The 25,499-nt window shown below is 73.6% G+C and carries 32 protein-coding genes and 1 pseudogene; 15 read left to right on the top strand and 18 right to left on the bottom strand.

Annotated elements, in window-relative coordinates; all coding sequences use genetic code 11:
• Positions 1-54 precede the first annotated feature (54 nt).
• Positions 55-618 (top strand): NYN domain-containing protein, encoded by a 564-nt coding sequence (locus tag O7598_RS17065; protein ID WP_269692324.1) that lies wholly within the window; start codon positions 55-57, stop codon positions 616-618.
• Here the strand turns inward: O7598_RS17065 and O7598_RS17060 are convergent.
• The 3 genes and pseudogenes from O7598_RS17060 to O7598_RS17050 all read right to left on the bottom strand — a co-directional run bounded on the left by O7598_RS17060 (position 578) and on the right by O7598_RS17050 (position 2,320).
• Positions 578-1,271, bottom strand: a pseudogene (locus O7598_RS17060) (IS5 family transposase). The gene O7598_RS17065 and the pseudogene O7598_RS17060 overlap by 41 nt on opposite strands.
• Positions 1,255-1,836 carry a DinB family protein gene (locus tag O7598_RS17055; RefSeq protein ID WP_269692323.1) on the bottom strand — a complete coding sequence of 194 codons (582 nt, stop codon included), beginning with the start codon at positions 1,834-1,836 and terminating at the stop codon, positions 1,255-1,257. Before O7598_RS17055 ends, O7598_RS17060 begins: the two are co-directional and overlap by 17 nt.
• Before the next feature lie 157 nt (positions 1,837-1,993).
• Complete coding sequence (locus O7598_RS17050; RefSeq protein ID WP_091064801.1) at positions 1,994-2,320, bottom strand: TraR/DksA family transcriptional regulator; 327 nt, start codon at positions 2,318-2,320, stop codon at positions 1,994-1,996.
• A 73-nt stretch (positions 2,321-2,393) separates the two neighbouring features.
• Here O7598_RS17050 and O7598_RS17045 point away from each other — a divergent pair, with 73 nt between their 5' ends.
• Together O7598_RS17045 and O7598_RS17040 are read left to right on the top strand one after the other, a co-directional pair.
• A complete protein-coding gene (locus tag O7598_RS17045; RefSeq protein WP_269692322.1) occupies positions 2,394-3,116 on the top strand; it encodes a GNAT family N-acetyltransferase in 723 nt (240 codons plus the stop codon).
• Positions 3,117-3,120: 4 nt separating this feature from the next.
• Positions 3,121-3,807: an AAA family ATPase gene (locus O7598_RS17040; RefSeq protein ID WP_269692321.1), complete on the top strand. Its 687-nt coding sequence runs from the start codon at positions 3,121-3,123 to the stop codon at positions 3,805-3,807.
• Here the strand turns inward: O7598_RS17040 and O7598_RS17035 are convergent.
• Complete coding sequence (locus O7598_RS17035) at positions 3,804-4,211, bottom strand: nitroreductase family deazaflavin-dependent oxidoreductase (protein ID WP_269692320.1); 408 nt, start codon at positions 4,209-4,211, stop codon at positions 3,804-3,806. The two genes, O7598_RS17040 and O7598_RS17035, sit on opposite strands and share 4 nt — an antisense overlap.
• 52 nt (positions 4,212-4,263) lie before the next feature.
• On the opposite strand from O7598_RS17035, the gene O7598_RS17030 reads away from it, so the two are divergent.
• The gene (locus tag O7598_RS17030; protein WP_269692319.1) at positions 4,264-4,797 is read left to right on the top strand and encodes an AAA family ATPase; all 534 of its coding nucleotides are present in this window, start codon (positions 4,264-4,266) and stop codon (positions 4,795-4,797) included.
• A gap of 6 nt (positions 4,798-4,803) precedes the next feature.
• On the opposite strand, the gene O7598_RS17025 is transcribed toward O7598_RS17030, so the two are convergent.
• The gene (locus O7598_RS17025; protein WP_269692318.1) at positions 4,804-5,760 is read right to left on the bottom strand and encodes a sulfotransferase family protein; all 957 of its coding nucleotides are present in this window, start codon (positions 5,758-5,760) and stop codon (positions 4,804-4,806) included.
• A 75-nt stretch (positions 5,761-5,835) separates the two neighbouring features.
• Between O7598_RS17025 and O7598_RS17020 the strand changes: the two genes are divergently transcribed.
• Positions 5,836-7,095, top strand: a complete 1,260-nt coding sequence (locus O7598_RS17020) for an MFS transporter (protein WP_269692317.1) — start codon at positions 5,836-5,838, stop codon at positions 7,093-7,095.
• Here the strand turns inward: O7598_RS17020 and O7598_RS17015 are convergent.
• Both O7598_RS17015 and O7598_RS17010 read right to left on the bottom strand, forming a co-directional pair.
• Entirely contained in the window at positions 7,053-7,721 is a 669-nt protein-coding gene (locus tag O7598_RS17015; protein ID WP_269692316.1) for a response regulator, read from the bottom strand. The two genes, O7598_RS17020 and O7598_RS17015, sit on opposite strands and share 43 nt — an antisense overlap.
• A complete protein-coding gene (locus tag O7598_RS17010) occupies positions 7,718-8,956 on the bottom strand; it encodes a sensor histidine kinase (protein WP_269692315.1) in 1,239 nt (412 codons plus the stop codon). Before O7598_RS17010 ends, O7598_RS17015 begins: the two co-directional genes overlap by 4 nt.
• Positions 8,957-9,155: 199 nt before the next feature.
• Between O7598_RS17010 and O7598_RS17005 the strand changes: the two genes are divergently transcribed.
• The gene (locus O7598_RS17005; RefSeq protein ID WP_269692314.1) at positions 9,156-9,830 is read left to right on the top strand and encodes an ABC transporter ATP-binding protein; all 675 of its coding nucleotides are present in this window, start codon (positions 9,156-9,158) and stop codon (positions 9,828-9,830) included.
• Positions 9,827-12,145: an ABC transporter permease gene (locus O7598_RS17000; RefSeq protein WP_269692313.1), complete on the top strand. Its 2,319-nt coding sequence runs from the start codon at positions 9,827-9,829 to the stop codon at positions 12,143-12,145. The genes O7598_RS17005 and O7598_RS17000 overlap by 4 nt, the downstream gene beginning before the upstream one ends.
• Positions 12,146-12,155: 10 nt before the next feature.
• Here the strand turns inward: O7598_RS17000 and O7598_RS16995 are convergent, their stop codons facing one another.
• On the bottom strand, positions 12,156-12,506 hold the full coding sequence (locus O7598_RS16995; RefSeq protein WP_269692312.1) for a MerR family transcriptional regulator: 351 nt from the start codon (positions 12,504-12,506) through the stop codon (positions 12,156-12,158).
• 58 nt (positions 12,507-12,564) lie between these two features.
• Here O7598_RS16995 and O7598_RS16990 point away from each other — a divergent pair, with 58 nt between their 5' ends.
• Complete coding sequence (locus tag O7598_RS16990; protein ID WP_269692311.1) at positions 12,565-13,458, top strand: NAD(P)-dependent oxidoreductase; 894 nt, start codon at positions 12,565-12,567, stop codon at positions 13,456-13,458.
• Positions 13,459-13,464: 6 nt separating this feature from the next.
• On the opposite strand, the gene O7598_RS16985 is transcribed toward O7598_RS16990, so the two are convergent.
• Entirely contained in the window at positions 13,465-13,989 is a 525-nt protein-coding gene (locus O7598_RS16985) for an HAD domain-containing protein (RefSeq protein ID WP_269692310.1), read from the bottom strand.
• Positions 13,990-14,036: 47 nt separating this feature from the next.
• Positions 14,037-14,600 (bottom strand): DUF4240 domain-containing protein, encoded by a 564-nt coding sequence (locus O7598_RS16980; protein ID WP_269692309.1) that lies wholly within the window; start codon positions 14,598-14,600, stop codon positions 14,037-14,039.
• 84 nt (positions 14,601-14,684) lie between these two features.
• Here O7598_RS16980 and O7598_RS16975 point away from each other — a divergent pair, with 84 nt between their 5' ends.
• Positions 14,685-15,095 carry an SRPBCC family protein gene (locus tag O7598_RS16975; protein WP_269692308.1) on the top strand — a complete coding sequence of 137 codons (411 nt, stop codon included), beginning with the start codon at positions 14,685-14,687 and terminating at the stop codon, positions 15,093-15,095.
• 19 nt (positions 15,096-15,114) lie between these two features.
• On the opposite strand, the gene O7598_RS16970 is transcribed toward O7598_RS16975, so the two are convergent.
• Positions 15,115-15,720, bottom strand: a complete 606-nt coding sequence (locus O7598_RS16970) for a YdeI/OmpD-associated family protein (RefSeq protein WP_269692307.1) — start codon at positions 15,718-15,720, stop codon at positions 15,115-15,117.
• A 22-nt stretch (positions 15,721-15,742) separates the two neighbouring features.
• Between O7598_RS16970 and O7598_RS16965 the strand changes: the two genes are divergently transcribed.
• Together O7598_RS16965 and O7598_RS16960 are read left to right on the top strand one after the other, a co-directional pair.
• The gene (locus O7598_RS16965; RefSeq protein WP_269692306.1) at positions 15,743-16,648 is read left to right on the top strand and encodes an aminoglycoside phosphotransferase family protein; all 906 of its coding nucleotides are present in this window, start codon (positions 15,743-15,745) and stop codon (positions 16,646-16,648) included.
• A gap of 33 nt (positions 16,649-16,681) precedes the next feature.
• Positions 16,682-17,326: an alpha/beta fold hydrolase gene (locus O7598_RS16960; RefSeq protein ID WP_269692305.1), complete on the top strand. Its 645-nt coding sequence runs from the start codon at positions 16,682-16,684 to the stop codon at positions 17,324-17,326.
• A 10-nt stretch (positions 17,327-17,336) separates the two neighbouring features.
• Here the strand turns inward: O7598_RS16960 and O7598_RS16955 are convergent, their stop codons facing one another.
• Complete coding sequence (locus O7598_RS16955; RefSeq protein WP_269692304.1) at positions 17,337-17,519, bottom strand: hypothetical protein; 183 nt, start codon at positions 17,517-17,519, stop codon at positions 17,337-17,339.
• On the bottom strand, positions 17,516-18,154 hold the full coding sequence (locus O7598_RS16950; RefSeq protein WP_269692303.1) for a hypothetical protein: 639 nt from the start codon (positions 18,152-18,154) through the stop codon (positions 17,516-17,518). Before O7598_RS16950 ends, O7598_RS16955 begins: the two co-directional genes overlap by 4 nt.
• A 70-nt stretch (positions 18,155-18,224) precedes the next feature.
• Between O7598_RS16950 and O7598_RS16945 the strand changes: the two genes are divergently transcribed.
• The 4 genes from O7598_RS16945 to O7598_RS16930 all read left to right on the top strand — a co-directional run bounded on the left by O7598_RS16945 (position 18,225) and on the right by O7598_RS16930 (position 20,988).
• The gene (locus O7598_RS16945; RefSeq protein ID WP_269692302.1) at positions 18,225-19,199 is read left to right on the top strand and encodes a DUF1152 domain-containing protein; all 975 of its coding nucleotides are present in this window, start codon (positions 18,225-18,227) and stop codon (positions 19,197-19,199) included.
• An 80-nt stretch (positions 19,200-19,279) separates the two neighbouring features.
• Positions 19,280-19,669, top strand: a complete 390-nt coding sequence (locus tag O7598_RS16940) for an OsmC family protein (protein ID WP_269692301.1) — start codon at positions 19,280-19,282, stop codon at positions 19,667-19,669.
• Between the two features lie 16 nt (positions 19,670-19,685).
• Positions 19,686-20,294, top strand: a complete 609-nt coding sequence (locus O7598_RS16935; RefSeq protein ID WP_269692300.1) for a class I SAM-dependent DNA methyltransferase — start codon at positions 19,686-19,688, stop codon at positions 20,292-20,294.
• 88 nt (positions 20,295-20,382) lie between these two features.
• The gene (locus O7598_RS16930; RefSeq protein WP_269692299.1) at positions 20,383-20,988 is read left to right on the top strand and encodes a GNAT family N-acetyltransferase; all 606 of its coding nucleotides are present in this window, start codon (positions 20,383-20,385) and stop codon (positions 20,986-20,988) included.
• A gap of 4 nt (positions 20,989-20,992) precedes the next feature.
• On the opposite strand, the gene O7598_RS16925 is transcribed toward O7598_RS16930, so the two are convergent.
• The 5 genes from O7598_RS16925 to O7598_RS16905 form a co-directional block, all read right to left on the bottom strand.
• Positions 20,993-21,979, bottom strand: coding sequence for a HEAT repeat domain-containing protein (locus O7598_RS16925; protein WP_269692298.1), 987 nt, complete (start codon positions 21,977-21,979; stop codon positions 20,993-20,995).
• A gap of 48 nt (positions 21,980-22,027) precedes the next feature.
• Entirely contained in the window at positions 22,028-22,888 is an 861-nt protein-coding gene (locus O7598_RS16920; RefSeq protein ID WP_269692297.1) for an alpha/beta fold hydrolase, read from the bottom strand.
• Positions 22,889-22,988: 100 nt separating this feature from the next.
• The gene (locus tag O7598_RS16915; protein ID WP_269692296.1) at positions 22,989-23,354 is read right to left on the bottom strand and encodes a nuclear transport factor 2 family protein; all 366 of its coding nucleotides are present in this window, start codon (positions 23,352-23,354) and stop codon (positions 22,989-22,991) included.
• Between the two features lie 143 nt (positions 23,355-23,497).
• A complete protein-coding gene (locus O7598_RS16910) occupies positions 23,498-24,256 on the bottom strand; it encodes a formylglycine-generating enzyme family protein (protein WP_269692295.1) in 759 nt (252 codons plus the stop codon).
• Positions 24,257-24,267: 11 nt separating this feature from the next.
• Positions 24,268-25,467 (bottom strand): MFS transporter, encoded by a 1,200-nt coding sequence (locus tag O7598_RS16905; protein WP_269692294.1) that lies wholly within the window; start codon positions 25,465-25,467, stop codon positions 24,268-24,270.
• Positions 25,468-25,499 lie beyond the last annotated feature (32 nt).

Genomic DNA, 25,499 nt, shown 5'->3' with positions numbered 1-25,499 from the left:
CCGGGGACCGGTCCGACCGGTCCGCGCTCGCTGCTCGACTCGAGAGGCACACCTATGCCCGGTACGACCGCACCCGTCACGTACCTCATCGTGGACGGCGAGAACATCGATGCCACTCTCGGCAACAGTGTTCTGGAGCGCCGGCCGGCCCCGGCGGAGCGCCCCCGGTGGGAGCGTCTGCGGGACTTCGCGCGGGACACCTGGCAGCAGCCGGTGAAGGCGCTGTTCTTCCTCAACGCCTCGGGCGGCGGTCTGCCGATGCCCTTCGTCCGGGCCCTCCTGAGCATGGAGTACCGGCCCATTCCGCTCGCCGGATCATCGGATCAGAAGGTGGTGGACATCGGCATCCAGCGGACGTTGGAGGCCATCGCCCGCCGTCCGGGCAACGTGATGCTCGCCAGCCACGACGGCGACTTCCTGCCGCACATCGAGGAACTCCTACAAGGTGATCACCAGGTCGCGGTCGTCGGGTTCAAGGAGTTCCTCAACGCCGGCTTCGCCGAGCTGCCGGGCCTGCACGTGTTCGACATCGAGGAGGACGCGGACTGCTTCACCAACGTCCTTCCTCGGGTGCGCATCATCGACCTCGACAGCTTCGACCCGGAGCGCTTCCTGTAGGCCGGGCCCTAAGGCGTGTTTCACAAGCCGGTCGGAGCCACTCGGTGATGATCGTGATGGTCAGGACGGCTTGGAAGCGGACGACGAGTTTGTCGTAGCGTGCGGCGACGCCGCGATGGCGTTCGAGCCGGTTGATGCCGTTCTCGGCGGCGTGGCGTGACCGGTAGAGACCCTTGTCGAAGGTGGGCGGGCCCCTGCTCGCAAGCCAGGTGAGTCTTGGTGGTCAGCCCGCCCCGCGAGCGGCCCAGCGCATGATCGGCCGGCTCGTCGTGCACGCCGCCGGGCGGTTCCTTCTGCAGATGCCCGTCGGTGCGGACGCCGGCGGCGTGTCGGTGGGCGCGGCTGGTCACCGGGTCGACGCTCACCGTCCAACCGATCCGGCCCTGCGCATCCCCTGCGGCCTGCAACGCCGATAGGATCTTGTCCCAGGTCCCGTCCCGCTGCCACCGGCGGAACAGGCCGTGGACGGTGGGCCAGGGCGGGTACTCAGCCGGGACGTCCCGCCACGGGGCGCCGATCCGGATCCGCCACCGGATCCCATCAATGAGCTGTCGCTTCTCCCACTTCGGCGGACGACCTGTCCTCGGCGCGGCAGGCAGCAGCGGAGCCAGAACAGCCCATCGCCCGTCGGTCAGGTCATGCCGCCTCGTCAGCCGACCGGGCGGCCTGCTCGATCTTCGCGCAGTAGGCTGCACGGGCTTCCTCGTCGATCTGGTTCTCGTGTTCGGGGCGCAACCCGGCCCGACCGTCGAGGCCCTCGCGCAGGATGTCGGCGTGCCCGGCATGCCGGATGGACTCGCCGAGGACATGGACCATGATGGCGAACAGGTTCGTGTCGGCATAAGGCTCCGGCCACCACGGCACGTGGCCGGGGGCGTCGAGGGGAAGCGCGTTGATCGTCGCGTCCGAGTGTTCCCACATGCGCCGGTAGAACGCGATGATCTGATCGCGGGTCTCGTCCTCGGTGGCCCACAGATCGCTGCCGTTGGAGTCCTGCCACCGGGGCAGCGGTTCCGGGGAAGGGCGGTTGAAGACCTCGCCGAAGTACCTGGCCTCGACGGTGGCCACGTGTTTGACCAGGCCGAGGAGATTGGTCCCGGTCGCTGTCAAAGGTCGGCGGGCGTCGTATTCGGACAAGCCGTCGAGTTTCCAGAGCAGCGCCTTGCGGTCTCGCCGCAGTCTCCCGTGCAGGTTGGCTTTCGCGAAATCATCGATCATGCGGCATCAGCCTGCCATGGGCTACTCGTGGTCTCAAGATCCCGTACGTGGTCCGCAACGACCGGCAGAGCCGAGACCTGGCCACGGCCACCGCCCTGACCTGCTACAAGCAGCTCGCGAGACTTGCCACGTGAGACAACCTCGTACGAAACACGTCTTAGGCGCATGCCATGCAGAAGCGGGCGAACGGCCGGGCGGCGAGCCGTTCGTCGCCGATCGGCTGCCCGCATCGTTCGCAGAGGCCGTAGGTCGCCGCGTCCACCCGACGCAGCGCGTCGTCGACGTCGGCGATCCGCGCCCGCGCCCCGGCCAGCAGCGCGGTCAACTGGGCGCGTTCGAAGCCGATGGTGGCGCCCTCCGGGTCGTGCTCGTCGTCGGCGTTCGAATCCCGTGATGCCAGGAACAGCGCCTCCAGGTCCTGGGCCAGCGTCGCCGCCTCCGCCTCCGCCCTCGCTCGCAGCCGCAGCAGTTCATCCCGGACCACGTGTGCAGCCTATCGGTTGTCGCCGGCGGTAACCCGGTGGTGTGGGTGCCGCGCCGCGCGTGAGGATGTGTCAATGGCCCCTGATCCGTTGCTCGTCCGGGCCCGCGAGGCCTGGCGCGAGCTGTCCGGTGTGTCGATGGCCTTCCCGGCCGAGGGCGGCGTCGACGTGGAGGTCTCGGCCGGCTCGCTGCTCTGTCCGCCGGGCTGGGTCGGGATCGTCGCGCTGGGCGACGCCGCCGTCGTCACCGTACCGTCGGCTGGTTCGGTGGGGATGGTGCGTGCGGTGCTGCGGCGGCTGCCCGTCGCGGAGCTGACCGACGCCGGTCGGTTGCGCGCCCTTCTGCCGGTCGCCGACGTGCTCGGCCCGGCGAGCCTGGCCTACCTCGACCGGAGCCACTTCCGGCCCGCGGCGTCCGACGACGTGCCTGTGGCTCCCGGGGAACCGGCCGACCTCGCCGCGCTGCTGGCCTCCGTCCCGGCGGACGACGCCGACGAGTGCGGGCTGACCGACATCACCTCCCGGGCGTTCGTCGCTCGCCGCGGGGGCGACGTGCTCGCGGCGGCCGGCTACCGACACTGGCCGGGGCAGGTCGCGCACCTGAGCGTGCTCACCGGGGCGGATCACCGTGGGCGTGGGCTGGCGCGTGCCGTGGCGTCGGCGGCGGTCGCGGACGCGTTGGCGAACCGGATGCTGCCGCAGTGGCGGGCTCGGCCGGAACCGTCGCGCCGGGTGGCGCGCGCCCTGGGCTTCCGCCGGCTCGGCGCGCAACTGAGCATCTCGCTCACGGGGGAGTGACGGCATGGAGTACGGCACCCGAGGCGATCTTCTCCGCCACCTGGCCGAAGCGGTCGATTCCGTCGCAGTCGGACACCCGACGCGGGTCGCCGTCGACGGACCGCCCGCCGCCGGCAAGACCACGCTCGCCGACGAGTTGGCCGTCGCCCTGCGCGCCGGGGGTCGGGAGGTCATCCGCGCGACCGTCGACGATTTCCTCGTCCCCCGGGCGCGACGCTATCGGCGCGGCGAGTTCTCGGCCGAGGGCTGCTATCTCGACGCCCACGACCACGGGGCGTTGAACCGGGTGCTGCTCGACCCGCTGGGCCCGGATGGAGACCGTCGCTTCCAGCACGCGGTCTACGACCATGCCGCGGACACCGAGCTGTCCCCGCCGGTCCGGACCGCCCCGGTCGACGCCGTGCTGGTCTTCGACGGCGTCTTCCTGATGCGTCCGGAGCTGGTCGACCGGTGGGACCTGCGCGTCCTCGTGTCGGTGGCGGTCGACCGGACCGTGGAACGTGCCGTGGTCCGGGAGCGTCGGGTGTCGTCGGGCACCGAGGTCGAGCGGCGCTGGCGGGAGCGTTACCTCCCCGCCCAACAGCTCTACACCGTCGCGGCCCGCCCGATCGAGCGCGCCGACGTCGTCGTGCACAACGACGAGCCGCAGCGGCCGGCCTGGGAGATCAGGCGTCGGACGGGTGGCGGCTAGCGCGCCGGTTCCAGGACGACGACGGGGATCTGGCGGGTGGTCTTCCGCTCGTAGTCGGCGAAACCCGGGTACGCGGCCTTCTGCGCGTCCCAGATCCGCTCCCGCTCGTCGCCGTCGGCGACCCGGGCGACCAGGTCGACCGTGTCCGTGCCGATCTCCGCCCGGACGTGGGGTTCGGCGAGCAGGTTGTGGTACCAGGCGGGATTGGTGGGCGCACCGGCCTTCGAAGCGAACACGGCGTAGCCGCGGTCGAGCCGTTGGTACATCATCGGGTTGACCCGGGGCTGGCCGCTCTTCGCGCCGACGGTGTGCAACAGCAGCAGCGGTGCGCCGGCGAACTGGCCGCCCACCTGACCACCGTTGGCCCGGAACTCTGCGATGATCTTGTCGTTCCAGTCGCTCACGTCTGCTCCTCACGCCGCCGTCCGGCCGGCCGAAACCCTACCCTGACAGGTGATGACGCCAACACTGTTCCTGACCGTGGGACTTCCGTGCACCGGGAAGACCACCGCCGCTCGGCGCATCGAGACCGAGCGGCAGGCGCTTCGTCTCACCAAGGACGAATGGGTGAAGGCCCTCTACGGGGACGAGAACCCGCCCTCGGCGCAGGACGTGATCGAAGGACGGCTCATCCGGATCGGGCTGCGCGCCCTCGAACTCGGCACCAACGTCGTGATCGACTTCGGTCTGTGGAGCCGGGACGAGCGCTCCGCCCTCCGCCAGGCGGCGACCGACGTCGGCGCGGAGGTGGAACTGCTCTACTTCGCCGTCACCGCCGCTGAGCAGCGCAGACGAGTCGATCGACGCCAGGCCGAAGCACCGCACACCACGTGGCCGATGTCCGACCAGGAACTCGCCGAGTGGGCCGCCGTCATCGAGATCCCGACGCCCGGCGAACTCGACGGCAGCGAACCCGTCGACGACCCACCGGCCGGATTCGCGACCTGGCAGCAGTGGCGCAACCACCGCTGGCCGCCGTCGATCGCCTGACATCCATCACGCGTACCCCATGGCCGGGACGACCGGGCCGAGCACCGCGTCGATCCGCGCCCGGGTCTCGTCGTCGAACCGGCGGTCGCGGTGCGCCAGCCGATGCGCCTCGAACGTCGACCGGGTGGTGACGTCCCCGACGCCGAGCCGCTCGAACAGGGCGCGGCGCTGCCCCGGCCAGTCGGCCGCGAGATCCTCCGCCTTCACCTCGACGTAGCGCCGCCCCGCCAGGTCGGCCGTGTCCCTCCAGGCCAGCCAGCGGTGATAGATCGGCCCCAGGTAGGCGAGCGCGCCGTCGACCGTGGACGGCGCCCACGGCTGGGCCAGATGGGAGGCGAGCACCGCGACCGGGTGCCGCGTGACGTGCACGATGGTCGCCTCGGGAACCAGCTCCCAGAGGAAGCCCATGCACAGCAGATTGAACGGCGTCTTCTCACACCAGGTCGGCTTGCCCGCGTCGGCGGCCGCGCCTTCGAACAGCGTGTCCACCAGATCCCGCAGGATGCCGAGCAGGTCGCCCCGGTCGCGGAAATACCTGGGTACGACCCGCCGGCGGCTGGGCGGCCCGAACGGCCCGGCAGGCCGGTCGCCGTCCCCGAAGCCCTCCGCCGGCGCCGGCTCGTCGAAGGTGTGCGCGACCAACAAGGGCCACAGCTGCTGCACCGCGTCCCGGTAGCGCCCCTCGCCGACCAGCTCGGGGACCGTCCTGCCGCGATCGTCACGCCGGCCGGGCACCCGGACGGTGAGGAGGTCGCTCAGCCGGTGCAAGGCGTCCTCACCGACCGTCGGATCGTAGCGGTGGGTCAGCGCGTCGGCCACGTCGCGCAGGCCACCCGGGTCGACAAGGAACCGGGTCTCCATCGGAATCCGGTGGATCAGCGGATGCTCGCCGATGACGTCGGCCAGCCGGGACGTGCCCGAACGACCCGTGCCCGCGACGAAGACCGGTGAGGGGGACGACATGCCGGGCAGTCAACTCCCGGTCCGCGCTCGGGGCAAGTCGTTTGTCCGCTTGGTCGTGCGCCGTACCGTGACGAGGTGACCGCTGCCCGCAGGGCGCCGCCGGGGGCGATGAGCCGCCCGCTGACGTTCCTGTTCGCGGTGGCGGCCGGGGCGGCCATCGGCAACCTGTACTGGACGCAGCCGCTGCTCGGCCTCATCGCGGGCGACCTGCGGACCGCCACCACGACGGCCGGCTGGCTGGTCACCGCGACACAGCTCGGCTACGCCGCCGGCGTGCTGCTGCTCGTGCCGCTCGGCGACGTCCTCGACCGCCGCCGGTTCGTCCCGCTGATGCTGACCCTCTCGGCCGTGGCGCTGCTGCTGTGCGCGCTGGCACCCGCCGTCGGCGTACTCGGTCTCGCCCTCGGCGTGCTCGGCGTGACGACGATCTCCGGGCAGATCCTCACCCCACTCGCCGGGGACCTCGCCGGCGCGGCCCACCGGGGTCGGATCGTCGGCGTCGTCGGATCCGGGACCCTCACCGGCATCCTGGCCTCCCGGACGATCAGCGGCCTCGTCGCCGAGGCCGCGGGGTGGCGGGCGATCTTCGCCGTCGCCGCGGTCGTCGCCGTCCTGCTCGCGATCGTGCTCCGCCGCGCGATCCCACCGCTGCCGCCACGGACGCGGATGCCGTACCCGCGGCTTCTCGCCTCGGTCTTCGCGGTGGTCGTGCGGGAGCGGGCGGCCCGCTGGACGCTGGTCCTGGCCGGCGTCGGCTTCGCCGCGTTCTCGCTGTTCTGGACGGCGCTGACGTTCCTGCTCAGCGGCCCGCCGTTCCGCTACCCGGCGCCGGTGATCGGATTGTTCGGACTGGCCGGCCTCGCCGGTGTCCTCTCCGGACTACGTGGCGGCCGGCTGCACGACCGCGGCTGGTCGCTGCCCGCCACCGGTGTGGCCTGGGCACTGGCCCTCGGCGCCTTCGTCGTCGCGGCGTTCGCCGGCCGCACCGTCGCACTCGTCGTCATCGCGGTCGTCATGCTCGACGTCGCCCTCCAGACCCAGGCGCTGCTCAACCGGGCACGGCTGTTCGCCCTCGACGACGCGGCCCGAAGCCGGCTCAACACAGCGCTGGCGACCAGCAACTTCATCGGCGCGGCCGGCGGCTCCGCCGCCGCGACCACGCTCTGGTCCGTCGGCGGCTGGACCGCGGTCACGATCACCGGGATGGCGCTCTGCTGCTTCGCGCTCGTCGTCTGGGCGCGCGGACTGCGAGGGCCGCTCGTGGTCCACACCGCCGTCGACGCGCCGCCGCGTCAGCCCTCCGGCGAGCCGGGACTGACCAGGCCGGTCTCGTAGGCGACCACCACCGCCTGCACCCGGTCGCGCAGCCCGAGCTTGCCGAGGATGCGCGCGACGTGGGTCTTCACGGTCGCCTCGGACAGGTGCAGCGCGGTCGCGAGTTCGGCGTTGCTGAGGCCCCGCGCCAGCAGGCGAAGCACCTCCGTCTCGCGCGGCGTCAACGTGGCCAGGTCCCGGTGCAGCGTCGCCGTGGCCGGGTCGCTGCGGGCGAAGCGCCGGACCAGGCGGCGGGTGATCGCCGGGGCGAGCAGCGCGTCGCCGTCGCGGACCAGGCGTACGGCCGCGACCAGGTGCTCCGGTGTCACGTCCTTCAGCAGGAAACCGCTCGCCCCGGCCGTCAGCGCCGCGTAGACGTACTGGTCCAGGTCGAACGTGGTCAGGATGATGATCCGCGGCGGGGCGACGGCGCCGGTGAGGATGCGGCGGGTGGCCTCCAGGCCGTCGAGTTCGGGCATGCGCACGTCCATCAGCACCACGTCGGGCCGGGTGCGGCGGACCGCGTCGACCGCCTCCCCGCCGTTCGCGGCCTCGGCCACCACGTCGATCCCACCGGCGGTGAGGATCATCCGGAACCCGGTGCGGACCAGCGCCTGGTCGTCGGCCACCACCACGCGCACCGTCACGCCGCCTCCAGCGGAATCAACGCCTCGACCCGGAAACCGGCGCCGGGCCGGGCCTCGGCGCGCAGGGTCCCACCGTAGACCGCCAGCCTTTCCCGCAGGCCGATCAACCCGCGCCCACCCGCAGCGCCGGTCTCGACGGGAGCGGCGGGCCCGTCGTCGCGGACCTCGATCCGCAGCGTCTCGGGGGAGTACTCGACGTCCACCTCGGCGACCGCGCCGGGGGCGTGCCGTACGACGTTGGTCAGCGCCTCCTGGACCACCCGGTAGGCGGTCAGCCCGACCCCCGGGCTCAGTGGCCGAGGCTCGCCGGAGACAGTCAGTCGCACCGGGACCCCGACGTCGTCCATGCGCCCGACCAGCGCGGGAAGGCTCTCGATGCCCGGCTGCGGGGCCTCCGGCCCGTCCGACGCGGCGCCGGACAGCAGGCCCATCACGTGCCGCAGCTCGGTCAACGCGGAGCGGCCCGTCGCCTCCACCGCGAGCAGCGCCTCACGCGCCTGCCCGGGCGTGGTGGCGAGCACCGAGCGGGCCGCCCCGGCCTGGATCACCATCACGCTCACGTGGTGCGTCACGACGTCGTGCAGCTCACGGGCGATCCGCGCCCGCTCACCGGCGACCGCCTCCCGCAACGCCTCCTCCCGGGCGTGCGCCTCGGCGTCGAGGCGCCGCCGGTCCTCACCCGCGCGCCGCCGCCAGACGTGATGACCGCCGGCGGCGGCCACCAGCGGCGCCAGCAGGACGAACGGCAGGTACTCCCCGGGCACGGTGACCGACATCCACTCCCGCAGGACCGCGACGAGGAGTGCGGCCACCGGGACGGTGGCCAGCGCCACCGACCGGTACGGCGTGTGCGCGGCGGCGCTGTAGACCGCGACCAGGCAGGCCAGCACCACGCACGGGTACACGTTCGGCTGCCGCTCCCCGCCGGTCACCAGCACCAGCGACGCGGCGGCCATCGTCACCCAGAGCACCGCGAGCGGATAGCGACGGCGCAGCACCAGCGGCGCGCACAACACGAAGACCAGCAGCAGCGCCCCGAGACTCGAGCCCGGCGCCGCCGGCGCCACCTCCGGCGGCACCAGCGGCGGCAGCGGCGGCGGCACCCGGGTGTCCGCGACGTCGTCGGTCGCGGCCTGGAAGCAGGCGAACCCCAGCGCCGCGGCCAGCGCGCCGTCGAGCAGCAACGCCCGCCAGCCCGGCCTCGGTAGCGGCCCCACCGCCGCGATGCTCCGCACCGACCCATTCTCGCCGCAACCCGCAGGTCCGGGCGTCCGCCGCGGTGTGCAGGTCGACTACATCGCAGGGATGACCCCGGACGAGGATCCACCCCCGGGGGTACGGCAGTTGCTCCGCGCGACCGACGCCCGCGCCCCCGACCCGCCCCTAGCGTCGCCACCGACCGGACGAACCGGTACCGACGAGGGGGACGACGACATGACCGACCCGGTGATCGACCTACGCGGGGTGACCCGCCGCTACGACGAGGGTCCGCCCGCGCTGCGCGACGTGACCCTGACCGTGCGGCCGGGTGACTCCGTCGCCGTGCTCGGCCCGTCCGGCAGCGGCAAGTCCACGCTGCTCAACCTGATCGCCGGCCTGGACCGGCCCAGCGAGGGCACGGTGACCGTCGCCGGCACCCGGGTGGACCGGCTCGGCGAGGCGGCCTCGGCCCGCTACCGCCGCGCCCACGTGGGACTGGTCTTCCAGTTCTTCAACCTGCTCGACGACCTGACCGTGCGGGACAACGTGCTGCTGCCGGCCCAACTGGCCGGCACACCGGGGCGCGCGGCCCGGGAACAGGCCGACCGGCTGCTGGACCACCTCGGCCTCACCCGACACGCGAACGCCACACCGGGGCGGCTCTCCGGCGGTGAACGGCAACGCGTCGCCGTCGCCCGCGCCCTGGTCAACCGGCCGGCGTTGCTGCTCGCGGACGAGCCGACCGGGGCGCTGGACACCGCCGCGGGCGAGGACGTGCGGCGGCTGCTCACCGACCTGCACGGTGCTGGGCAGACCGTCGTCCTGGTCACCCACGACCTGCGGCTGGCCGAGTCGTGCGCGACCCGCGTGGTCCGCCTGCGCGACGGCCGTGTCGAGGAGGACCGGTGAGCGGCCTCGGCCGGGTGGTCCGCTCCGGGGTGCGCCGACGTCGGGTGCAGACCCTCGTCGTCGGGTTGGTGGCGGCGGCCGCCACGACCGCGTCCGTGCTCGGCGCCGGGCTGCTCGTCGCGTCCCGGGCGCCGTTCGACGACGCGTTCGTCGCGCAGCGCGGCGCGCACCTGAGCGTGCAGACTCAGCCGGGCGCCGTCACCCCGGCACAGCTCACCGCGTCGACGTCGGCGCCCGGCGTGGCAGCCGCCGCCGGCCCGTACCCGCTGCTGGTCCTGACGGTCAGCGGGCCGGAAGGAATGCCGATGCCGCCGCTGACCGTCGTCGCCCGCGCCGACCCCGGTGGCGCCGTGGACCGGGTCGAGGTGACCGCCGGCCGGTGGCCGAGCGGCCCGGACGAGATCGTGCTGGGCGGCGGCGCGGTACGCATGCCGCCCGGCAGCCGGGTGACGACGGCCGGCGGCACGGTGCTCACCGTCGTCGGCGAGGCCCGGTCGGTCAGCGCGACCGCCGTCGCCTGGGTGTCGCCGTCCGCCGTCGGCGCGCTCGCCGGGCCGGGCGCCGCGCCCGCGTACCAGATGCTCTACCGCCTCGCCGCGGCGGACGACCCGGCCGACGTGGCGGCCGGCCGGGACGCGGTGACCGCGAGACTGCCGGCCGGCGCGGTCGCCGGCACTCGCTCCTGGCTCGACGTCCGGCAGCACGCGGTCGAGGACGCGGCCGTCTTCGTGCCGTTCCTCGTCGCGTTCGCGCTGCTCGGCATCGTGATGGCGGTGCTGGTCGTGGGCACGGTGGTCGCCGGGACGGTCGGCGCCGCGACCCGCCGGATCGGCATCCTCAAGGCGCTCGGCTGCACCCCCGCCGGGGTGGTGCGCGCCTACGTCGCGCAGGCCCTGCTTCCCGCCACCGTCGGCGCCCTCGCCGGCGCCGTCGCGGGCAACGTGATCGCGCTGCCGGTGCTGGCCGAGACGGAACAGCTCTACGGGTCCGCGAACGCGGTCATCGCCTGGTGGGTGACGCTCGTCGCCGCCGGCGGAGTCCTGCTCGTGGTGGCGTCCAGCGCGTGTGCGGCGGCGCTGCGGGCCGGTCGCCTCCGTACCGTGGACGCGATCGCGCAAGGCCGCGCGTCGGGTCCCGCGCGTGGACGCCGCGCGGCCCGGCTCGCGGCCCGGCTGCCCGTGCCCCGCCCGGTCGGGCTCGGCCTGGCCCGCCCGTTCGCCCGGCCGGTACGCACGACCGCGATCCTGCTGGCGGTCGCCGCCGGCGCCGCGGCGGTCACCTTCGCGACCGGGCTCGGCGCCTCGCTGCTGCGGATCCAGACCGCGCTCGACCAGAACGCCGCGGACGTCACTGTCGGCGCCACGCTCGGCGGCGGCCCACGCCCCGACGGCCCGCCCGCCGCCTCCACCGCCGACCCCGCGGCCGTGCTGGCCACCATCCGGTCGCAGCAGGGCACCCGAGCGGGGTACGGCGTGACGCAGGCGCCGGGCACGGTGGCGGGCGTGAGCGACCCGGTGCGCGTCAGCGGAATCGTCGGCGACGCCGAGTGGGACGGCTTCGAGATGGTGTCCGGACGCTGGTTCGCCGCCCCGGGCGAGGCGGTGGTGAGCGCGCCCCTGCTGGACGCCACCGGAACGCGGCCGGGTGACCTCCTCACGGTGCGGGTCGACGACGGCGCGCCGGTGCGCCTGCGCGTCGTCGGGGAGGTCTTCGAGTCCGGCAGCGCCGTGCTCACCGCCGCCGCGACGGTTCCGGACCTGGGGCCACCGGGCGAGTACCGCATCGCGCTCACCGGCGGCACCGACGCCGGCGGCTACGCGGCGGCCCTGACCGACGCGCTGGCCGGCGACGGCCTCACCGCCAGCCCGGCCGGCGTCGAGACCGACCCGCTCCTGCTGGTCGTGCAGGGACTCACCGCCACGCTGACGCTCCTGCTCATCGCGGTCGCCGCGCTCGGCGTGCTCAACATGCTCGTGCTCGACCTGCGCGACCGGGTGCACGACCTCGGCGTGCACAAGGCGCTCGGCATGACCCCGGGGCAGACCATCGCCATGGTGGTCGCGTCCGTCGCCGGGGTCGGCCTGCTCGGTGGCCTGCTCGGCGTGCCCGCCGGCATGGCGATGCAGCGGTACGTCGTCCCGGCGATGGCCGCCAGCGGCGGCCTGCACCTGCCCCGGGCACTGCTCGACGTGTACGGGCCCGGCACGCTGTCCGCGCTGGCGCTGGGCGGCCCGCTGATCGCGCTGCTCGGAGCGTTGCTGCCGGCCGGCTGGGCGGCCCGGGCCAGGACCGCGGCGGCGCTGCGTGCCGAGTAACGCGGTGTGCTCAGCCCGGCCCCTGGATGAGGCGGTCCAGGATCTCCCGGGCCGCCGCGAGCTTCTCGATCGACCTGGTGATCCGGACGCGCTCCTCGGCCAGGGCGTCGAGGAGTTCGGGGCAGGTGGGTGCCAGCACGGTCCGGTCGTCGGGGATGCAGGGCAGGATCTCGGCGATCGCGGCGGTGCCCAGGCCGGCGGAGAGCAGCAGCTGGATGTGCCGCACGACGCGTACGGCCTGCCCGTCGTAGTCCCGGTAACCGCTGCCGCGACGGTTCGGCTTCAGCAGACCCTGCTCCTCGTAGTAGCGCAGGGCGCGGGGAGTGGTGCCGGTCTTCCCGGCCAGTTCGCTGATCCGCACGCCCAGAGCAGAACAGGACTTGACCCTCACGTCAACGGTAAGGTTTACCGTCGCCGCTGTGACAGACAACAACGCCATCGCCGTCCTGGGACTCGGTCCGATGGGCCGGGCGCTCGCCGCCGCCGCACTCGCCGCGGGCCACCCGACGGTGGTCTGGAACCGCACGCCGGGCAAGGCCGACACCCTGGTGGCCGAGGGTGCGATGCTCGCGCCCACCGCCGCCGACGCGGTACGCCGGGCGCGGACCACCATCACCTGCATGATCCACTACGACGCGGTCGAGGCGAGCGTGGCCGACCTCGCCCTTCCGGCCGGCAGCACGCTGGTCAACCTCAGCAGCGGTCACTCCGGAGAAGCACGCGCCATGGCGGACTGGGCCGCGCGGCACGGCGTCGACTATCTCGACGGCGCCATCCTCACGCCGGCGCCGACGATCGGCACACCCGCCGCGACGATCCTCTACAGCGGCCGACACCCGCTCTACCAACGCAACCGGGCCCTGCTGGACGCCTTCGGCGGCACCGGCATCCACCTCGGCGACGACATCGGCGTCGCGGCGGCGTACGAGATGGCGCTGCTCGACCTGTTCGCCACGTCGGTCGGTGGACTCGCGCACGCCTTCGCGCTGGCCACCGCCGAGGGCATCGAACCGGCCGCGTTCGCCCGCTTCGCCAAGGGGATCGGTGGCCTGCTTCCCGGCCTCACCGACCGGTTCGCCGCCCAACTCGCCGCCGGCCGGTTCCCGGCCGACGTCTCCAGTGTCGCGTCGGCGGCGTCCGCGCTGTCCCACGTCAGCGCCGCCGCGGCCGCTCACGGCATCGACACCACGCCGCTGGAGGCGGTTCGGCGCATCGTCGATCGCGCCGTCGCGGCCGGTCACGGCGGGGACAGCTACGCCCGGCTGGCCCGGTTCCTCACCGAAGCCGACGGCGCGGCCACCCCGACGGGCTGACCCGGGTCACCTCGTGGCGGAAGCGTCCGACCCGCCGGCTCCGTACCCCTCGGAGAGCCATCGCCGCACGGCCGTGAGGTCGGCGCCGGTCAGGCCCAGAAGCGGGCCGACGCGGCGCAGCAGCGCCGGTCGCGGGTGGTGGGCGGCGACCCACCGCCGGTCGGTCTCGGTGATCTCGTCGTCGAGCCAGCCGAACGGACGCCCCGCCGCCCGCCGTGCCAGCGTCGCGGTCTTCCAGTGCAGGCCACCCCGCGGCTCGTCGTCGGGCCAGTCGACGAGGGGCAGGGCGGGCAGGCCGAGTCGGGGCGCGACCACCTCGTTCGCGTCGGCCATCCAGGTGCTGGCCCAGACCAGATCGCCCGGCAGGGCGAGGAGACGGCGGCCGTCGTCGGGGTCGAGACGGTCCAGCAGGGGATTGCCGGAATGGTCGTCACCGGGGGTGCGGGCGGTGCCGATCGGACGGCTCCGGAACGGGATGAGAACGCCGTCGATGTCCACGAAGATAAACGGCCGCGTGTCGCCGGTGGGCATTGCCGAACCCTACGCCGGTACGAAGCCGGCCGGACGCCCCGGCGACCTCACTGCACGGGGCGGTAGACGGCGGCGAGCCGGGGAAGGCGGGCGCGCATCTGCTCGTCGTCGTCGAAGTCGAAGTCCTCGTCGTCCGGATCGGCGGGTGCCGCGGGTTCGTCGTCTCCCTCGGTCTGCTCCAGCGCCGCCCAGAACGCCTCACGGTCACCTGTCGACGCGGCGTGGGCGTCACCGGCTGCCGTCACCATCGCCTCGCATTCGACCATGTCGTCGTCCGGGTCGACGCCGACGGTCGCCAAGGAATCCGGGTCGGCCACCGCCTGCTCCCACACGACCCGTCCCTGCGCGACCAACCAGCCACGGAAATAGTCGAAACCGTCGTCGGAGCAACCGCCCCGCAGGAGATAGGCGGCTGCCCACAGGTCCCAGCGATAGGCCTCCTCGTTCAGCGCCTCGTAGACGTGCTGGAACTCGACCGCCGCCGACGGTCCCAGGGCGGTCAGCCGCGCAACCACATGACGTGCGACAGCTGCGGCCGACGCGGCGTCCCGGGTGTCGCCCACCTCGGCCCGTGACCGCTCCACGATCTCCCAGAAATCCTCACGATCCATGATCGGGATCGTACGGACAGCATCCGCCCTCGGCGATAGGCTGCGACCTGCCCTGCCTCGACAGCGCAAGGGGAGGTGTCGATCATGGCCATGGTCCGTGTCGAAGCCGTCGTCGACCTGCCCGCTCAGCGGGTGTGGGCGGCCGTCGCCGACGTCGGCGCCGTACACCTGCGGCTGTTGCCCGGGCGGGTCGCCGACGCCCGGGTCGAGGGTGACGTGCGGATCCTGACCATGCCGGACGGTCACCAGGTCCACGAACTCGTCCTGGGCGTCGACGACGACCTCCGGCGGATGGCCTACACCGTCGTCGAGGGACAGCGCCTGCCGCTGACCTACCACCACGCGGCGTTCCAGGTGTTCGACGAGGGCGACCGCAGCCGGCTCGTCTGGCTGACCGACGTGCTGCCGCACGCGATGGCGGACGCGGTGCGGGCCCGCGTCGAGCGGGGAATCGTGGAGATGAAGGCGACCCTGGAGAGAACCGAAGCCGAATGACTCGGCGGCGGCCGGAGGGTCACGGCGCGTTCGGCGGCGTGGCCTTCTGCGGGTAGATGGTCTCGTGGCGGGCCAGCATGGCGACGAACTCGCCGATCTTCCGGGCCCGGGTCTCCGCCCGCTTGACGGCGTTAAGCCGGTAGGTGAGCGCGAACCGGTTGGCCTTGGTGAGCACGTCGAACATGGCCTGGGCGGCGGGCTCGGCGGCGATGGCGGCGAGCAGGTCGGCCGGGACCTCGGCCTCCGACGGAGGGGCGTAGGCGGCCGCCCAGCGACCGTCCGCCTTCGCGGCCTCCACGGCGGCGCGGCCCGCCGGCTGCATCCGCCCCTGCTCCTCCAGCCGGGCCACGTTGGCGACGTTGCGCTGCGACCAGGAACTGCGGGCACGGCGCGGGGTGAACCGGATCCAGGAGGACTCGTCATCCCGCCGGCGGGCCTGCCCGTCGATCCAGCCGAAGCACAGCGCCTCGTCGACCGCCTGTTGCCAGGTCAGCGTCGTCACGGTGCCGCCCTTCCTGGTCAGGGCCAGCCACACGCCGGGTGAGGTGGCATGGTGGGTCGACAACCAGGCACGCAGCTCGTCGGCGTCCCTGACGACCAACTCGTCCAGCTCGGCGCTCGGCATGACGGAAGGCTAACCGCTCGGTATGACACCGGAGATCACCGCGGAGTTGATCCGGGATCTGCTCCGCGACCAGCACCCCGACCTCGCCGACCGCCCGATCCGGGCGGCCGCGCGCGGGTGGGACAACCAGATGTGGCGGCTCGGCGACGACCTGGCGGTCCGGCTTCCCTGGGCCACGCGGACGGCGGGCCCGCTGCTGTACAAGGAACACCACTGGGTGCCCGGGCTCGCCGGGCGACTACCGCTGCCGGTTCCCGTCCCGCAGCGGCTCGGCGAGCCGTCCGAGAGGTTCCCGCATCCGTGGCTCGTCACGACCTGGGTTCCGGGTACGCCCGCCGACCGCGCCCCGGTCACCCGACCCGTGGACGCGGCCATCTCCCTGGCCACGTTCTTGTCGGCCCTGCACCGGCCCGCCCCCGACCACGCGCCGACCAGCGCGACCCGTGGCGGGCCCCTGGTCGAGCAGGCGGACGGCTTCGCCGCGGCGCTCGACGACGCCACCGGCCGGGGGCTGGTCGACGACCCGGGCGCCGTGCGCGCGCTCTGGCACGACGCGGTGGCCGCGCCGGGGTGGACCGGGCCACCGCTGTGGTTGCACGCCGACCTGCACCCGGCCAACGTGCTCGTCGAGGACGGCACGCTCTGCGGTGTGATCGACTTCGGCGATCTCTGCGTGGGCGACCCGGCGTACGACCTGGCCGCGGCGTGGCTGCTGCTGCCGGACGGCGCCGCCGACGACTTCCACGCGGCCTACCGACCGGCGCCGGACGCCGCCACCGTACGCCGGGCCCGTGGCTGGGCCGCGGCGCGTGCCCTCGGTGGCATCCTCATCGGCGACAACGGCGTCCACGGTCGACCGGGCGGCAAGGCCACCTGGGGGCCGCCCGCCGACGCCGCGCTGCGACGCCTGATCGCCACGATCCGCTGACGGGTGTCGTACCCGGATGCGACGCTGCGGTGCATGGCGACGTTCGTGCTGATCCACGGTGGAGGCGGCAGCGCCTGGGACTGGCACCTGCTGGTTCCGGAGCTGGCCGCCCTCGGCCACGACGTGGTGGTGCCGGAACTGCCGATCGGGGACAGGTCGGCCGGCTTCACCGAGTTCTGTCGGGCGGTCGTCGACGCGGTCGGCGACCGGCGGGATCTCGTGGTGGTCGGTCAGTCGTACGGCGCGTTCACCGCGCCGCTGATCGCCGAGAGGCTGCCGGTCCGGCTGCTCGTCCTGCTCACCCCGATGGTCCCGCGGCCAGGGGAGCGGCCCGGCGACTGGTGGGTCAACACCGGCTACCGGGGTGTGGACGGGCTCACCGAGGAACAGCAGTTCTACAACGGCGTGCCGGCCGAGGTCGTTGCCGAGGCCGCGGCCCAGGTCCGGGAGCAGGTCAGCGCCGAGGGCGACGAGCGCTGGCCCCTCGACGCCTGGCCGGACGTGCCGACGCGGGTGCTCATCGCCCGCGCGGACCAGTTCTTTCCGGCGGACTTCCTGCGCCGGGTGACCGAGGAACGGCTCGGCGTCACGCCGGATGAGATCGACGGCGGCCACTCGGTGGCGCTCAGCCACCCGAAGCAGCTCGCCGACCGGCTGTCCGGCTACCTGCGGTCCTGAGGCCGGGGGTTCACCGGTCGCGCTTCCTCAACTCCCGCAGCCGGGCGACCTGCGCGCCTGCCACAAAGGTCATACCGACCGCGGTCGCCCAGGAGCCGATCCGGGAGGGATCGAGCAGGGCCAGCACGAGACTGGCGAGACCGACGGCGACGGCGGCCACCAGCAGGATCAGCGTGCCGCGTTCGCTCTTCACGCCGGGCGCCGATCGGGTGCCGGGTCGGTGCCGGCCGACCGGCGACCACCGTGCGAGGTGACCAGCGCGTCAGCCACGGCGTCGGCGTCGGCGTCGGCGATGTCGGCGGGGTATTCGGGCAGCAGGTCGTCCCAGACGACCAGCCAGGACCCGAAGAGCTGCGCCTGACCCGCGGGCCGGGCGAAGAACCACACGTGCAGGTGGGCGGCTCCGTCACCGAAACGATAGACGTGGGCTCTCGAGATGTGCGCGAGCGCCTGCACGTGGCGGACGATGCGCGTGGTCAGCAGGCCCAGCTCCGCGGCGAGATCATCGGGAAGATCCGCCAGGTCGTGGTGGTCACGCGGATAGAGCATCAGCACGAGCGGCACGCCCACGCCGGGGATCCGGGCCAACCGCCAGTTGTCGTTGAACCAGATTCCCTCGTCGCGCTCGCGGCACATCCCGCAGTCCGCCGGATCCTCGCCGTGCCGCGCCGCCTCGGGCAGCACCGGCGGGCGCAACGGCGCGACGCGCAGCCCGTCCTGCTCGAACGGGCTGATGTCCCATCCGGTCATCCGTGCCAGCGGCAGCCGACGCTCGCCGTCCGCGACGGTCAGCGCGTGCTCGTGAAACTGATCGGGGGAGAGGGCCACCGCGCAAGGTTAGACCAGGCGGCGTCCTACCGGGACGGTGCGATCGCCCGGCATCGTTGATCATGGCAGGGTGACGAAACCCGCCGCGTACTCGTTGGCCGTTCCGCCGCTGTTCGCCGCGCTGGCCCCGGCCCGCAACATCCTCGTCGCCGGCGCGGGCGGCGGGTTCGACGTGTACGCGGGCCTGCCGCTGGCGCTGGCCCTGTGGCACGGCGGCGCGCGGGTGCACCTGGCCAGTCTCTCCTTCTCCGAGCTGGAACTGCTCGACCGCGACGCGTGGGTGGCCGAGCACGTCGCGGCGATCGAGCCGGGCACCACCAGCCCGGACTGGTACTTCCCCGAGGGCACGCTGGCGCGCTGGCTGGCCGCGCACGAACTGCCCTCGACCGTGTACGCGTTCCCGCCGCTCGGGGTCCAGACGCTGCGGGAGGCGTACCGGCACCTCGTCGACCGGCTCGACATCGACGCGATCGTGCTCGTCGACGGCGGCACCGACGTGCTGCTCCGCGGCGACGAGAGCGACCTCGGCACCCCCGCGGAGGACATCGCCAGCCTGGCCGCCGTCGCCGCGCTCGACGTCCCGGTCAAGCTGGTGACCAGTCTCGGGTTCGGCATCGACGCCCACGACGGCGTCAACCACGTCGAGGTGCTGGAGAACCTCGCCGCGCTCGACCGCGACGGCGGCTACCTCGGCGCGCTGTCCATCCCCGGCGCCGGTCGGGAGGCCACGCTCTACCGCGACGCCGTCGCCGACGCCCGGGCAGCCACGCCGGACCGGCCGAGCCTCGTCCAGGGGCAGATCGCCGCCGCCACCGGCGGCGCGTTCGGCGACGTACGGTTCAGCCGGCGCACCGGCCAGGGTGACCTGTTCGTCAACCCGCTCATGGCGATCTACTTCACCGTGGACCTGGACAAGCTGGCCGCCCGCTGCCTCTACCTGGACCGGATCGAGAACACGGTCGGCCGGCGGCAGGTCATCACGCGCATCGCGGCGTTCCGCGAGGAGCTGGGCCAAGCCCGCATCCCGCGCGCCTATCCGCACTGACGGCACGAGTGCCTGGCCGGATCGGGTGCGCCGGGGCACAATGACCCGGTCGCGTGTGGCCCGAGGGAACGAGGCAGGCCGTGGACCAGTTCGCCGTGGTGGTCGGCGCCGGCTCGCTCAGATCGAGCGCGGCCGACGCGGTCCGGTTCCCGCACCGCTGGACGCCGGAAGGGGTGACGGTCGCCGCCGACTTCACCGGCGCCCACCTCCTGCACGTCGCGGCCGCGGGCTGCGTACTCAACGACGTCTACCGGGAGGCCGGTGAGCTGGGCATCCGCATCGACGGCGTGCGGGTGACCGCCTCGGGCGGCTTCGACCCGCAGACGTGGGCGTCCACCGGCATCACCTATCAGGTCGAGCTTCGCTCGCCCACGTCCGCCGACGAGCTGGACCGGCTGCTGGCGCGGGTCGACGAGGTGGCCGAGATCCCGCGCGCCCTCCGCGCCGGGGCCGCCGTGCGCCGGCGCTGACCCGTAGGGTCGCGGCGTGACGACGGACCAGGTCCGGCGGGCGTACGCGTCCGTGGCGGATCTCTACATCGAGCTGTTCGGTACGCGTGAGCTGGTCCCCGCCGACGACCTGGCGTTCATCCGGCGGCACCTGGCCGACCGGCCCGGTCCGGTGCTCGACCTCGGTTGCGGGCCGGGCCACCTGACGGACTTCCTGCGCTCGTGCGGCGCCGACGCGACCGGCTTCGACATCGTCGGCGAGTTCGTCGCCCACGCGCGGGCCACCCACCCGGGCGGTCGCTACGTGCTCGGGTCGATGCGTGACCTCGCGGTCGCCACCGGGCGCGTCGCCGGCATCCTGGCCTGGGGCTCGGTGATCCACCTGCCGCCGCCCGACCTCGACGGCGTGCTCGCCGAGTTCCGGCGGGTGACCGCGCCGGGCGCGGCCGTGGTGTTCGGCATCTTCGTCGGTGACGAGGTCGCCGCGTTCGACCACAAGGTCACCACCGCCTACCGCTGGCCGGTCGACGAGTTCGCCGCGCGGCTGGCGCGCGCCGGTTTCACCGAGGTCGAGCGCCTGCACCGGCCGGGCGACGACACCCGCCGGCCGTACGCCGCCGTCGCGGCGGTCCGGACCGCCGGCTGAAGCGACCGGTGAGCGGCGGCTGAGGCGGGCCGGTGAGCGGCGGCGCAAAACGATCGCCGCGTAGGCCGCTCCGTGCCAGAGTTGCCGGATGCCTCAACCGATCTTGCGTACCGGCCGTTTGCTGCTCGTTCCCCTGGCCGGCCGCCACCTCGAACTGGAGGTGCGGCTCGACTCCGACGCCGAGGTGCTCCGCTACCTCTTCGCCCGGCCGCACCCCAGGGAGGTGGTGGTCGACTACCACGCGCGGCGGGTGGCCCACGCCGCCAAGGTCGACGGTCTGGGCTTCTGGATGGCGTTCGGGTCCGGCGACTGCGGGCGTGAGTCGGTCTCGCCCGCGACCGAGGACGAGGGCGAGTTCGTCGGTCTCATGATGCTCCCGCCGGCGCACGGACCCGACCAGCCCGACGACCCGACCGTCGCGGAACTGGGCTACCGCCTCGTCCGTCGGCACTGGCGCAAGGGCCTCGCCAGCGAGGCGTCCCGCTGCCTGCTGCGGCACGCCTTCGACACCGTCGGGCAGCGCCGGGTGATCGCACAGACCATGACCGTGAACGCCGGCTCGCGCGGCGTCACGGAAGCCGTCGGCATGCGCTACGTGCGGACGTACTTCCCCACGTGGGACGAGCCGCTGCCGGGGGCGGAGCAGGGCGAGGTCGAGTACGAGATGACCCGGGAGATGTGGCAGGCCGGCTGAGGCGTCATCCGGTGCCGTCGGCGCGTTCCAACGCCGCCGTCGCCTTCGCCCGCACGGTCGCGTCGGTGTCCACACTCAACCTGTCGAGCAGCGGACGGCCGGCGGGCCAGCGCCGCAGAGCGGTGGCGAGCACGTCGACGACGGCCGCCCGCACCCACCAGTCCGGGTCGTCCACGCGGGATTGCAGCGCGTCGAGCGGCCCGCCGAGCAGGCCGAGGCCACGGACCGCCCCGGCCCGCACCGCCGACCCGGCGTCGGCCAGCAGGTCGGCCAGCGCGGCGGCGGCCGCCGGGACCCGATCGCTGTCCGCCGCCCGGCGGCCGATCGCCTCGCCCAGCACCGCGCGGACACACCAGTCGGGATCCGACGTCAGCGGAGCCAGGTGGTCCACCACCGCCGGCGGGGCCGACCAGGCCAGCAGCAGCACGGCGTCGTGCCGGACCCAGGCCTCCGGATCCCGCAGGGCCGCGACGACGAGCGCGTACGCCCGCGGGTCCTCCCGCACGCCGGGCAACGCGCTGAGGGCGACCCGCCGGGTTTCCGAATCGGGATCGTCGCACGCCCGCCGCAGCGTCTCCAGGTCGGACGCCTCGAACACGTGGCCCAACGCCCACAGCGCGGCCCGGCGCGCCTCCGGGTCGCGGTCGCCGAGCATCGGCACGACGACGGTCCGGCAGGCGGCCCGATCAGCGTGCATGACCAGGCCCAACGCGATGCGCAGTCGTTCTCCGTCGTCGTCGCGGTCGCCGCGCAGGGCGTCCGCGTAGACCCGCAGGAGCAGTGGGAACACCTCCGCCCCGGACAGCCGGGCCAGCAGGTGGGCCAGCAGGTCCCGTCCGTACCAGTTGCCTGCGCGCACACAGCGCGCCAGCTCGGTCCGGGTCCGTGCGGCCATCGCCGCGTCGCCGGTCGCGCCCAGTTCCCGGATGAGCGGCCACGGATCGTCGTCGAGCATGTCGTCGGCGATGCGGAGCAGCACGTCCACCGTCACCCGGACCCCCTCCCCGCGAACGACGGCTCAGCGTAACGCCGTCGACCGTCAGCGGAGGAAGCGGCGCAGCGCGGCGGTCAGGTCGTCCGGATTCTCCTCGGCGACGTGGTGCCCCGACTCGATCGGGTGGCCGCGCAGGTCGTCGGCCCACGGCCGCCAGATCGCCAGCGGATCGCCGTAGAGACGCTCCATGTCGTCGCCTGTCGACCAGAGGAACAACGTCGGGCAGCGTACGGAGTGGCCGGCTCGCCGGTCGGCCTCCTCGTGCTCCCGGTCGACGCCCAGGCCGGCGCGGTAGTCCTCCAGCATCGCCCGGACCGTGTCCGGGTCGTGGATGGCCTGCCGGAACTCCCGGTGGTTCGCCGCGCCCATGCGCTCCGGACCCGCGGTGGCGTACCAGGCGTCGGGGTCGGCGTTGATGACCCGCTCCGGGGTGTCCGGCTGGGCGAAGAAGAACCAGTGGTACCAGTCGCGGGCGAACGTGGCGTCGCACCTGGCGAGCGCCTCGCTGATCGGCACGCCGTCGATGACCACCAGGTGGTCGACCACGTCCGGGTGGTCGAGGGCGAGCCGCAACGCCACGTACGCGCCGCGGTCGTGCCCGACCACGGCGAACCGCCGGTGGCCCAGCGTGGCCATCAGCCGCGTCAGGTCCGCCGCCACCGCCCGCTTGGACTGCTGCGAGTGGTCCGGGCGGACGGCCGCCTTGCCGGACCGCCCGTAGCCGCGCATGTCGGGGCAGACGACGGTGAACCCGGCATCCACCAGTCGCGGGGCGACCCGGTGCCAGGTCGCCCCGGTGCGCGGGTGGCCGTGGACGAGGAGGACGGCAGGCCCGCGCCCGGCGTGCCGGACCCGGAGTTCCACCTCCCCGACGTCGATCCGCTCGTCGGTGAAGTCGTCGAACACGCACGACAGGTGTCCGGGACGGTCCCCGGCCAAACGTCCGCTCGGCGGCGCCCCGGCACCGGTCGAGCTGATGTCGATCATCCAGCCCGGCCCGGGGGTCTCAGTCGCCGCCGCCGAGTGAGCTGAACTGGACAGCGGCCAGCCGCCAGCCCTCGGGCAGCTCGACCCAGGTCTGCCCGACGCGTACGGTCAATGCCATCTCCTGCCCGCGCCAGACCGATCGGGTGCGTTGCACGCACCTGACGACGGCCGCGTGACGGTAGGAGGACACCGCCACCTCGCTGCTCTCCAGGCTGGTGTAGGCGAACTCGGCGAACTTGCCGATCCACTGCGACTTGTCGAGCACGTAGCCCTGCTCGCCGATGGAGTGGAAGTCGTCGGCCAGCAGGGCGTCGAGCGCCCCGGCGTCGGCGCGCAGCTCGGCCTCGTCGAAGGCGTGGTGAAGTCGGCGGATCTCTGCGCTCACGGACCGATCCTGCCGGATGGCGCGGTCGTGCGGTAGTCGACCGACGTCGACGCGTCGGAGCACATCAGCGTCGTACCGAGAGCAGGAGCGGCGTGGCGAGCACGACGGGCCTGAGCTGGTTCCGGTGTGCTGGGGACGGTCGGTCAGGCGCGGGACGGCAGTGGTGCGGCCGGGCGGATAGCGGTGAACCCGTCGTGTCGCTCCCGGGTCGCGGCCAGCAGCAACAGCCACTCGTCGCAGCCCTGCCAGGGAAAGAGGTCGGCGGCGCCGCCCCGGACGGTGCGGGGCCCATCGCCGATGCGTGGTCGGCCGTCCGTCGGTGCGCCAGCGAACCCGGGCAACCAGGTGTCGGCGCACATCTCGTTCGCCGAGCCCATCGCCGCCAGCCCGAACGCGTTCTCCAGGGCGGCGGTACGTCGCTCGTCGGCGAAGTCGTCGAGCAGGTGCTCCTCGCCGGGCTTGTCGTCGCCGTGGAAGGTCAGCGTGGTGGTGCCGGCGCGAGCGGCGTACTCCCACTCCGCCTCGCTGGGCAGCCGGAACGGCAGCGCGTCGAGCAGTTCGTCCAGCTCAGCCTCGACCCGTGCGGTGCCGGAGTCCGCGTCGGCGTACTCGTCCTCATAGTCGGGGAGGAAGTGCCGGACCTGCGCGACCGTGAGCGGGTGCCGGGCGAGCAGGAACGGTTCGACCCGCACCTCGCGTACCGGCTGGGCGTCCTTCGCCGCCTCGAAGAACGGCTCGACGGTGTCCTCGACCCCGCCGCTGCGCTCGATCGCGCGTACCGCCGCCACCTCGACCTCGGACAGACCCATCCGGAAGGAGCCGCCGGGAACCTCGCGGAAGACCACGCCCGACGGGATGTGTCGCCACGCCGGCCGGCCCGCGACATTCTCCTGCGCCCACATGGCGCGAGACCCTAGCAGCCGGGGCGTCGCCCGGGCAGCAGGAGCGGCGTGGCCAGCAGGCATACGCCGGAGACGGTGATCGCGGCCAGTGGGCCGACCACGGTGGCGAGGACGCCCCACAGCACCGTCGACGCGGCCTGGGTGAGTCGGCTGCTGACACTCCACGCGCTCAGCACCCGGGCGGCGCGGTCCGGGGGAGTGCGCCGCAGGCGTTCGGTGGCGAGGATCGGGTTGAACACGCCCATGCACACGATCAGCAGGGCCTCCACCACGATCACGACGGCCAGCCCGGTGACGCCGGGCCGGAGGAACGCCAGACCGAGCGGGAACACCGCGCGCAGCCAGCCGGACACGGCCATGACCCGGTGCAGGCCGTACCGCCGCGCCAGGCGCGGGGACAGGCGGGCACCCACGAATCCGGCCAGCGCCGGCAGGCCGAAGGCGAGGCCGTACTGCCAGGCCGGGAAGCCGTACTCGCCCAGCAGCAGGACGGCCAGCAGCGGCACGGTGGCCGTGATCAGACCGCTGACCAGTACCGAGTTGAGGAACAGGCACCGCAGCACCGGGTCGTGGCGGATGAACCGCCAACCGGCGAGCACGTCGGCGCCGCGAGGCCCGCCGGCCCGGGGCGTCGCCACGTCGCCGCCGCGGATGCGGCGCACCGCGGCCGCGGACAGCAGGAAGCTCACCGCGTCGGCCGCGACGGTGACCACCGGACCGAGCAGCGCGACCAGCGCGCCGCCGAGCGGCGGCCCGGCCGCCGTCGCCACCCAGGCCGTACCCTCGAACCGCCCGGTCGCGACCAGCAGCCCGTCACCGCGGACCAGATGCTTCAGGTACGCGCCGGACGCCGCGGTGAACGCGATGCCCGCGCTCCCGGAGACCACCGCGACGGCAAGGAGCTGACCGTAGGTCAGCAACCCCAGGCCGTACGCGATTGGCACGCTCGCCGCCGCGGCGAACCGGACCAGATCCGTCGCGATCATCACCGGTCGCTTCGGTCGGTGCTCCACCCACGGCCCGAGCGGGATCGCGACGACCGCCGCGACGGCGAGCCCGGCCGCCTCCAGGAGTGACACCGCGAACGCCGACGAGTGCAGCACCCGCACCGCGAGCAGCGGAAACGCCCCGAAGGCGAGCCACGTGCCGTAGGTGCTGACCGCGTAGGCCGACCACAGCCAGCCGAAGCCGGCCCCCAGTTTTCCCCGCACCCGGGCATCAGATCGAGCACCGGCGCACCCGA

The organism is Micromonospora sp. WMMC241, from assembly GCF_027460165.1.
GTDB classification, from domain to species: Bacteria; Actinomycetota; Actinomycetes; order Mycobacteriales; family Micromonosporaceae; genus Micromonospora; species Micromonospora humi.
Note: the sequence above shows the minus strand (reverse complement) of the source record. Positions and strands in the feature narration are given on the sequence as shown.